Origin of the sequence: Streptomyces colwelliae (assembly GCF_048158785.1) — a bacterium.
Lineage (GTDB): Bacteria > Actinomycetota > Actinomycetes > Streptomycetales > Streptomycetaceae > Streptomyces.
In genome coordinates this window covers 1-7,971 of the sequence record NZ_JBLTJC010000435.1, presented here as the reverse complement: position 1 = coordinate 7,971, position 7,971 = coordinate 1, and the positions used below count along the sequence as shown (strand labels likewise).

General features: G+C 68.7%; 7 protein-coding genes. 2 read left to right on the top strand and 5 right to left on the bottom strand.

Annotated elements, in window-relative coordinates; translation table 11 throughout:
* Positions 1 to 200 precede the first annotated feature (200 nt).
* The 5 genes from ACNFOC_RS46725 to ACNFOC_RS46705 are packed head-to-tail and all read right to left on the bottom strand — an operon-like array spanning position 201 to position 6,389.
* On the bottom strand, positions 201 to 1,136 hold the full coding sequence (locus ACNFOC_RS46725; protein ID WP_416965081.1) for an ROK family protein: 936 nt from the start codon (positions 1,134 to 1,136) through the stop codon (positions 201 to 203).
* On the bottom strand, positions 1,133 to 2,797 hold the full coding sequence (locus ACNFOC_RS46720) for a dipeptide ABC transporter ATP-binding protein (RefSeq protein ID WP_416965080.1): 1,665 nt from the start codon (positions 2,795 to 2,797) through the stop codon (positions 1,133 to 1,135). Before ACNFOC_RS46720 ends, ACNFOC_RS46725 begins: the two co-directional genes overlap by 4 nt.
* Entirely contained in the window at positions 2,794 to 3,642 is an 849-nt protein-coding gene (locus tag ACNFOC_RS46715) for an ABC transporter permease (RefSeq protein WP_416965083.1), read from the bottom strand. Before ACNFOC_RS46715 ends, ACNFOC_RS46720 begins: the two co-directional genes overlap by 4 nt.
* A gap of 26 nt (positions 3,643 to 3,668) precedes the next feature.
* Positions 3,669 to 4,628 carry an ABC transporter permease gene (locus ACNFOC_RS46710; RefSeq protein WP_416965079.1) on the bottom strand — a complete coding sequence of 320 codons (960 nt, stop codon included), beginning with the start codon at positions 4,626 to 4,628 and terminating at the stop codon, positions 3,669 to 3,671.
* 3 nt (positions 4,629 to 4,631) lie between these two features.
* The gene (locus ACNFOC_RS46705) at positions 4,632 to 6,389 is read right to left on the bottom strand and encodes a peptide ABC transporter substrate-binding protein (protein ID WP_416965078.1); all 1,758 of its coding nucleotides are present in this window, start codon (positions 6,387 to 6,389) and stop codon (positions 4,632 to 4,634) included.
* Positions 6,390 to 6,570: 181 nt separating this feature from the next.
* On the opposite strand from ACNFOC_RS46705, the gene ACNFOC_RS46700 reads away from it, so the two are divergent.
* Both ACNFOC_RS46700 and ACNFOC_RS46695 read left to right on the top strand, forming a co-directional pair.
* Positions 6,571 to 7,770 carry an ROK family transcriptional regulator gene (locus tag ACNFOC_RS46700; RefSeq protein WP_416965077.1) on the top strand — a complete coding sequence of 400 codons (1,200 nt, stop codon included), beginning with the start codon at positions 6,571 to 6,573 and terminating at the stop codon, positions 7,768 to 7,770.
* Positions 7,771 to 7,877: 107 nt separating this feature from the next.
* On the top strand, positions 7,878 to 7,971 hold a 94-nt coding region (locus ACNFOC_RS46695; protein ID WP_416965082.1), incomplete at its 3' end, for a M81 family metallopeptidase.

Below are 7,971 nucleotides of genomic sequence, written 5' to 3'. Positions count from 1 at the left end.
GGGTGGGGGAGAGGAGGGACGGCCATGTGTTCTCCAGGGGGATACGAGCGGCCCATTGATACCTGTCGTTCGACATCCCGAACTAGGTTCGGTAAGTCGATCAGAAGGTAGAGATGGGGCGTGTGCGCGTCAATCACACGGTCGTGCTTGGCCGGTTCTCGTCGTTCACGTAGGTGTCCGCTACGAGCCCCCTGTGTGGATCACGAGCCGCCCGTGTGGATCAGCAGCTCCGCCCGCGCCCGAGCCGCCGCCCCGATCGCCACCGCGTCACCGCCCAGCCGCGCCGGCAGCACCCGCACCGGGTGACCGCTCACCGGCGGCTCCAGCGCCAACGTCTCCCGCACGGCCGACTCGACCAGCGCCCACGACCGGCTGACACCCCCGCCGATCACACACGTCGTGACATCCAGCAGCCCCGCCGTGATCAGCAGCGCACGGGCGACACCGCGGCCCAGCGCCGCGTACACGGCACGCGCGTCCGGATCGCCCGCCCGGGCCGCCTCGGCGACCTCACGGGCCGTCCGCGCACGCCCCGTCCGCTCCCCGTACCGCGCCGCGACCGACCGCCCCGACGCCAGCGTCTCCAGATGCCCCCGACCGCCGCACGTGCACGGCAGCTCGCCGAACCCGGGCACATGACCGATCTCGCCGGCAGCCCCGCGAGGCCCGTCGTACAGGGCGCCATTCAGCCACAGCGCGCCGCCCACCCCGGTGCCGAGCGTCATTCCGAGCACGTTCTCCTCACCGGCGACCGCACCCTTCGCGACCTCCCCGCGCAGAAACGCGTTGACGTCGTTGTCGAGGAACGCCGGTACGCCCAGGGCCTGTTGGACACCTGCCGTCACCTCGAACCCGGCCCAGTCGCGAAAGGAGTCACTCGCCACGAGGATCCGCCCGGCCCGTACGTCCACGAGCCCGGCCGCGCCGACCCCGACCCCCAGCAACCGGGCGGGCGTACGGTCCAGCAGCAGCCGTAGCGCGGAGAGCGCGGCGTCGAGCATCGCGGCCCCGCCCTCGCTCGCCGGGGTCGGTACCTCCGCCCGGTCCAGGACGTCGAGCCCGGCCGTGCACAGCACGACCTGGGTGGTCGTCCCGCCGATGTCGACGCCGGCGACCACCTCCGGAGAGTCCGTCACGCGCCGGCCCCCGTCCCCAACGTCAACCGGCGCTCCCTGCGCTCCCGTTGGAGCACCGGATCGGGGACGGGCACGGCGGCGATGAGCCGGCGCGTGTACTCGGTCTCCGGGCGCAGCAACGTGCTCATGGTCGGCCCCTGTTCCTCGACCCGTCCGCCCCGCATCACGACGACCCGCCCCGCGAACCGCTGCACCACGGCGAGATCGTGCGACACGAAGAGACACGCGAACCCGAGTTCCGCCTGCAACTCGGTGATCACCTCCAACACGGTCCGCTGCACGCTCACGTCCAGCGCGCTCGTCGGCTCGTCCGCGACCAGCAGCCGCGGTTCGAGGACCAGCGCCCGCGCGAGACTCACCCGCTGCCGCTGCCCACCGGACAGCTCACGCGGCCCGCGCCGCGCCAACTCCCGTGGCAGCCGCACCAGTTCGAGCACCTCGGCGACCCGCTCCCGCCGCTCGACGGCACCCATCCCACGCCGGTGCACCCGCAACGGCTCGGCCACACACTCCGCGACACTCATCCGCGCGTCCAGCGAGGCCACCGGATCCTGCAACACCACGCCGACCCCGGCCAGCAGCGCCCGCCGGGCCCGTCCCCGCGTCCTGCGCAGATCGGCCCCGAAGAGCGAAACGCCCCCCGACTCCGGCGCGACCAGCCCAAGAGCCACTCGTGCGGCGGTCGACTTACCGGACCCGGACTCACCGACGAGCCCCACGGTCTCACCGGCCCGCACGGTCAGCGACACGCCTTCCAGCGCCCGCACGGCACGGGGCCCACGCCCGAACTGCACGGAGACATCCCGCAGTTCGACCACAGGAGCCCCCTCGGCCTCCCCGCTCACGGCACTCCCACTCCCACTCCCACTCCCGGTCACGGCGAGCCGAGGCACAGCGGCCAGCAACCGCCGCGTGTACTCATGGGTGGGCCGCAACAGCACGTCCTCCACCGCCCCCGTCTCCACGATCTCCCCCTCCAACATCACGGCGACCCGATCGGCGAAGTCGGCGACGACCCCCATGTTGTGCGTGACCAGCAGCACGCCGGTCCCGGAGTCGGCGGCCAACGCCCGCAGCAGATCGAGGATTTCGGCCTGCACGGTGACGTCCAGTGCGGTGGTCGGCTCATCGGCGACGAGCAACCCGGGCGAGTTGGCGATGGCCATGGCGATGACGACCCGCTGCCGCTGCCCACCGGACAGCTGGAACGGAAAGGCGGAAGCCCGCCGTTCAGGCTCGGGAATCCCGACCCGGCGCAGCAACGCGACGGCCTCGGCGGCCGCCTCCTGCCGGGAGACGTCCTGATGATTCCGTACAACTTCCGCTATCTGCTTGCCTATTCGGGTCAGCGGATCGAGCGCGGTGGCCGGCTCCTGGAACACCATCGAAGCCGTACGCCCACGCAACCGCGAGAGTTCGGCCTCACCGGCCCCCACGACATCCGTACCGCCGACCGAAACACCCCCGGAAGCACGGGCGTTACCGGGCAACAGCCCGAGCGCGGCGAGCGCGACGGTCGACTTCCCCGACCCGGACTCACCGACGAGGGCGAGCGTCTCCCCGGGCTCCACCCGCAAGGACACCCCACGCACGGCGGGCACATCACCGCTCTCGGTGGAGAAGGTGACACTCAGATTCGCTATCTCCAGGATGCTGTTCATCCCCGTCCCTTCACATCGAAGGCGTCGCGCAGCCCGTCGCCGATCGCGTTGAACGCGCACACGACGAGGATGATCGCGAGGCCCGGCGGAACGATCAGCCACCAGCGCCCCGAGTAAGCGGCCGTCAGCCCGGCCGACAGCATGCCGCCCCAGTCGGTCGACGGCGGCTGAACTCCCAGCCCCAGATAGGACACATAGGCGACGAGCAGAATCGCGTCGGCGACCTGGAAGGTGGCCGCGACGACGATGGTCGACACCGAGTTGGGCAGGATGTGCCGGGTGATGGCCCGGCTGTGCGAACCGCCGATGGCGCGCAGGGTCAGCACATAGTCGCGGCTCTTCAAGGTCAACGTCTCCGCCCGCACCAACCGCGAGGGCACGAGCCAGGACACCACCCCCAGAATCACGATCAGCCCCGGCACACCGGGCGTGGTGATGGCAGACACGACGAGCAGGATGAACAGCGCCGGGATGGCGATGCCCGCGTCCACGACCCGCATCATCACGGCATCGACCCACCCACCGGCATACCCGGCGACCGCCCCCCAGACCGTCCCGATGACGGTGGCGAGCACCCCGGCCGCAAGCCCGACGAGCAGCGAGACCTTCCCGCCGTACATCAACCGCCCGAGCTCGTCATGCCCAACGGCATCGGTACCGAGCCAATGCGCCCCGCTGGGATGGAGATTGACCTGCGTGAGATCGGTATGGATCTGATCGGTGGAGTAGAGAAGCGGCCCCACGAAGCAGAACAGGAAAAAGAGGACCACCACCAGGAGTCCGGCAACGGCAAGCTTGTTGCGCGCGAAGCGCGCACTTAGGGGCGCGGGGAACTGCGCGAGCAACCCCCACCGGCTGGCACTTTGAACACTCACGCTCGGCCCCCTTTGACCCGAGGATCAACAACCCGCTGCACGACATCCGCAAGCAACGTCCCCACCACCGTCGCGACGGAAATGACGAGCACACACCCGAGAAGCACCGGATAGTCCGAAGACTGAGCCGCACTCCAGAACAACAGCCCCATCCCTGGGTAGTTGAACAGCTGCTCAACAACCAACGCCCCACCGAACAACACCGGCACGTAATACCCCAGCATCGCGATCACCGGCGTCAACGAGTTCCGGAACACGTGCTTGAAAAGGATCGCCCGCTGCCGAGAACCCCCCGCCCGAGCAGTCCGTACGTAGTCCTCGGAAAGGTTCTCCAACGTCGAGGCCCGCATATACCGACTGAACACGGCAACCATCGAAGCCGCCCCGGTCACCACAGGCAGCACCAACGCCACAGGATCCGCGAAGACTTGAGCCACGGTGTCCCCCTGCGGCGCCTGAGAAGGAAACCACCGCAACACCTGTGTGAAGACCAGCACCAGCACAAGTCCCAGGAAATACACGGGAGTCGAATACGCCACGAAGCTCAACGTGGTGATGACATAGTCGGCCGGCTTGTTCCGTCGCACCGCCTGCCACATGCCCAGCGGAATGGCGAGCAGCAGCCCCAGAACCGCCGACAACACGGTCAACACCAGTGTCTTCGGGAGGCGTTGCTCGATGAGCCGGGACACCGCCTCGTTCAGGGTGTACGACGTGCCGAGGTCACCGTGCAGCAACTGCCGCAGGTAGTACAGGTACTGCACGGGCAGCGGCCGGTCGAGCCCCTGGTCGTGGTTGAACAGCGTGATCTGCTGAGGTGTGGCCTGCGGGCCGAGGATCCCGCGCGCGGGACCCCCGGGCAGCGCGTGCAGCAGGCCGAACACCACGACCGTCACGATGAGGATCACGACCAGCGCCTGGGCGATGCGCCGGGTCAGATACAGAAGGGTGTCCATGCCTCAGCTGGTCCACTTCCACTGTGCCGGGTGGAAGTTGGCGAGCGGGTCCTGCGAGAAGCCGCCGAGGCCGTTCTTGACCACGGAGATCTGGTAGTCGGGCTCCGGCAGCCAGATCACCGGCAGATCCTTGGCGAGGGCCGCGCTGTACTCCTGGATCTCCTGCGTCGAACTCGACGTCGTGGACGCGGAGATGAGCTTGTCGACATCGGCGTCGGAGTAGTTCCCGAAGTTCGCGCCGCCCTTGGACTGGAACAGGGAGTCGCCGGTCGGGAAGGCGGGGAAGTACCAGCTGCCGGCCGTACCGAAGAAGGACAGCTGCCACTTGCAGATCGACTGCGAGGCCGTGCACTGCGGGGTCTGCGACAGCACGGAGTTGACCGGCGCGGTCTTGATGGAGAACTTGATGCCGGTCTTCGCGAGCGAGGACTGGATCGCGCTCATCATGTTGTCGGTCACCGTCGAACCGGACTGCGACAGCACCTGCATCTGGAACTTCGTCCCCTTGGCGACCCCTTCACCGCACTGCGCGGCGCCGGTGCCGGGGCTGGTGCAGGTCATGACCCCGCCCTGCTCGCTCCAACCATGGCTGCTCAGCAGCGACTTGGCGGCCGAGGTCGAGAACGGATACGGGTCGCCCTTCTGCGTGGCCGACAGGAAGGACGAGCTCTGCGCCTGCGGGATCGGCCCGTACCCGGGCACCGCCGTGCCGTTGAAGATGACCTTCGCCAGCGCGCTCTGGTCGATGGACTTCTGCACGGCCTGCCGGGCGTACAGCTGCTTGAACACGGCACCCATGGAAGGGTTGTTGAAGTTGTACGGCATGTAGGTGATCGCCCAGCCCGACCACGGCTTCACCGTGTAGCCCTGTGCGGTGAAGCTCGCCTTCTGGTCGAGGTCGGTCGCCTCGATGTAGCCGTAGTCGACGCTCCCGGACCGCAGCGCGTTCTTCTCGGCGTCCGCCGTCGTGAAGGGGAGGAGGTTCACGGTGGGGATGCCGGGCTTCTCGCCGCCGTCGTACTTCGTGTTGGCGGCCAGGACGACCTTGCCGGCCGTGGAGAAGGACTTCACGGTGTACGGGCCGCTGACCGTCTTCCACAGGGCGTTCGACGCGTAACCGCTGATGTTCTTCGCCGCGTTGTTGAGGTACGTCCAGTCCTTCTTGGCGTCCCCGGCCTTGTCCCACACGTGCTGGGGGAGCGGGTTGATGGAGCTCAACTCGTTGGCCAGCATCCACTGCGGGTTGTAGGCCTTGTCGAAGGTGATCGTGAAGTGACTGGCGTCCACGGTCTTGAAAGAAGTCCAGTTGTCCGGCGCCTTGCCGGGGTTGTAGCCCGCCCACTGCGCCTTGTTCGCCTTGATGAGGTCGAACCAGAACTTCACGTCGGCGGAGGTGATCGGCTTCCCGTCGCTCCAGTGCCGGTCGCCGAGGGTGATCGTGACGCTCTTGTTGTCGGCCGCGAAGTCGGCGGCGGTCGCCACCGAGCCCTTCTTGTTCCAGCCCATGCTGCCGGTCGAGCCGTCGTAGGCGATCAGCGGCTCCCACAGCGAGTTCGCGATGGAGATGTTGTTGGTGTTGAGGTGGGCCGCGGTGCCGATCGGGAGGATCCAGTTCGGGGTGAAGTTCGCGGGCAGCGCGTAGTTGATCGAGTCGTGCGACCCGGACGACGACGTGCCGCTCGACCCGGAACAGCCCGCGAGCAGCAGCGAAGCCGTGGTCAGGGAGGCACCGGCGAGGAGTCTCGAGCGAACAGGGGACATGGTTCTCCTCGGAAAAAGAGGGGCGGAGGCGGGAGTGAGGACAGTCAACGACCCCTGGTGTCGAAGAAACAGGCATGCCGCTGTAAAAAGCCTGTTTCTGCTGTTCTGAAAAAAGCCGGGAGCCCATCCGAGTGGCTTACGCTCGTCGCCTCGATCACCCGATCCGGAAGTAACTTCCTTCATGCCTGAAAAAAGTGCGCACCGCCGGAAGAGCACCTCGGGCGTCTCCTCACTGGCCGAGCACGTCCTCGAACTCCTCGCCTCCGGGCAGGCCGCCACCCGCACCGAACTCGCCGAACTGCTCGGCGCCGCGCCCTCGACGATCTCCCTCGCCGTGGGCCAGCTGGTGTCCCTGGGGCTGGTCGCCGAGCACGGCACCCGGTCCTCCACCGGCGGCCGGCCGCGCAAGGTGCTGCGGCTGGGCGGCAGCGACGGGTTCGCGGTCGCGGCCGAGCTGGGCGGCAAGCACGCGCACGTGGGGGTCGTGCTCCCCGGCGGCGGGCTCACCGACGTGTCGACCGTGCCCTTCCCCACGGCGGACGGTCCCGAGGCCGCGCTGCCGGGCCTCGCCGAGACGCTCACCGCGCTCGCCGAGCGGCACGGGCGGGAGCGGCTGCGGGGCGTGGGCCTGTGCCTGCCGGGACCGGTCGACATCGCCTCCGGGATCGTCACGCTGCCCGCCCGGATGCCCGGCTGGAACAAGTTCCCGATCAGGGACTGGCTCGCCGACCGCTTCGAGGTGCCGGCCGCCGTCGAGAACGACGCCAACTGCATGGCCGTCGGCGAACACACCGTCCAGCCCGCCGAGCGCCGCCAGTCGATCATGGTCAAGGTGGGCACCGGGATCGGCGCCGGCGTCATCGCCGACGGCCGCCTCTACCGCGGCGGCACCGGCGCGGCCGGCGAGATCACCCACGTCCGCGTCGAGGCCGCCCAGGACACGCCCTGCTCCTGCGGCAACACCGGCTGCCTGGAGACCGTCGCCTCCGGTGCCGCCCTGGTCCGCATCCTGCGCGGCCACGGCCTCGGCGTGACGTCCACCGAGGACGTCGTACGCCTGGCCACCGACGCCCACCCCGAGGCAACCCGCGCGGTCCGCCAGGCCGGCCGCTACCTGGGCCAGGTCCTGGCCGCCAACGTCAACTTCTTCAACCCCGACGCCGTGTACCTGGGCGGCATCCTCTCCACCCTGGAACCCTTCGTCGCGGCAGTCCGCAGCCAGCTGTACGAGGGCTGCCACCCCTTGGTCACCGAGCACTTGGTGATCGAGCGCGCCAGCCTGGGCGCGGACGCGGGCCTGGTGGGCGCAGGCCAGTTCGCACTGCAACGGGCCCTGGCGCAGGCATTGCAAACGGTCACAGATCAATCGGGACCGCGATGACCCTGTCGTGCTCATCGGGGTCGCGATGACCCACTGCTTTTAGGGGCGCGGGGAACTGCGCGACCAGCCACAACGAACCCGCACCCGACCCACAACCTGGAGCCCCCTTGCCTTCATCCCGCCCCACAATCGCCATCGCCGGCCTAGGCATCGAGTCCTCGACCTTCTCCCCGGCCCGCACAGAAGCCCCCGCCTTCCACC